Origin of the sequence: uncultured Jatrophihabitans sp. (genome assembly GCF_964246335.1) — a bacterium.
In the GTDB taxonomy this organism is placed as follows: Bacteria; Actinomycetota; Actinomycetes; order Mycobacteriales; family Jatrophihabitantaceae; genus Jatrophihabitans.
The window spans coordinates 12,860-13,228 of record NZ_CAXTQF010000083.1 but is presented as its reverse complement, the minus strand read 5'-3'; the positions used below and the strand labels follow the sequence as shown (position 1 = coordinate 13,228).

Annotated in this window: 1 pseudogene; it reads left to right on the top strand. The window is 74.0% G+C overall.

Annotation, left to right across the window (positions count from 1 at the left end):
- Window positions 1-321, top strand: a pseudogene (rpsA, locus tag ACFFCN_RS17020) (30S ribosomal protein S1); the annotation flags it as partial.
- Between the last annotated feature and the right edge of the window lie 48 nt (window positions 322-369).

Here is a 369-nt window from a genome sequence, read left to right as displayed (position 1 = left end):
TACATCTACCCGGAGGGCTTCGACCCGGAGACCAACGAGTGGCGCGAGGGCTTCGACGAGGCCCGCGAGGAGTGGGAGAAGCGCTACGCCAAGGCGCGCGAGCGTTTCGAGGCGCACCGCAAGCAGCTCGAGGACGCGCAGAAGGCCGACGCGGCCGCTGCCACAGAGGCCGGCGAGGCCACGTCCTACAGCTCGGAGCCCGCGGCCTCGGCTGACGCGGCCGAGGGCGGCAGCGGCGAGAGCGCTCCGGCTGCCAGCGGCGGGTCGCTTGCTTCGGACGAGGCGCTCAACGCGCTGCGCGAGAAGCTCGCCGGACGCTGACCGCGTTCCACCGCACGTCACGAGGGGCCCCGGGCAGCTGCCCGGGGG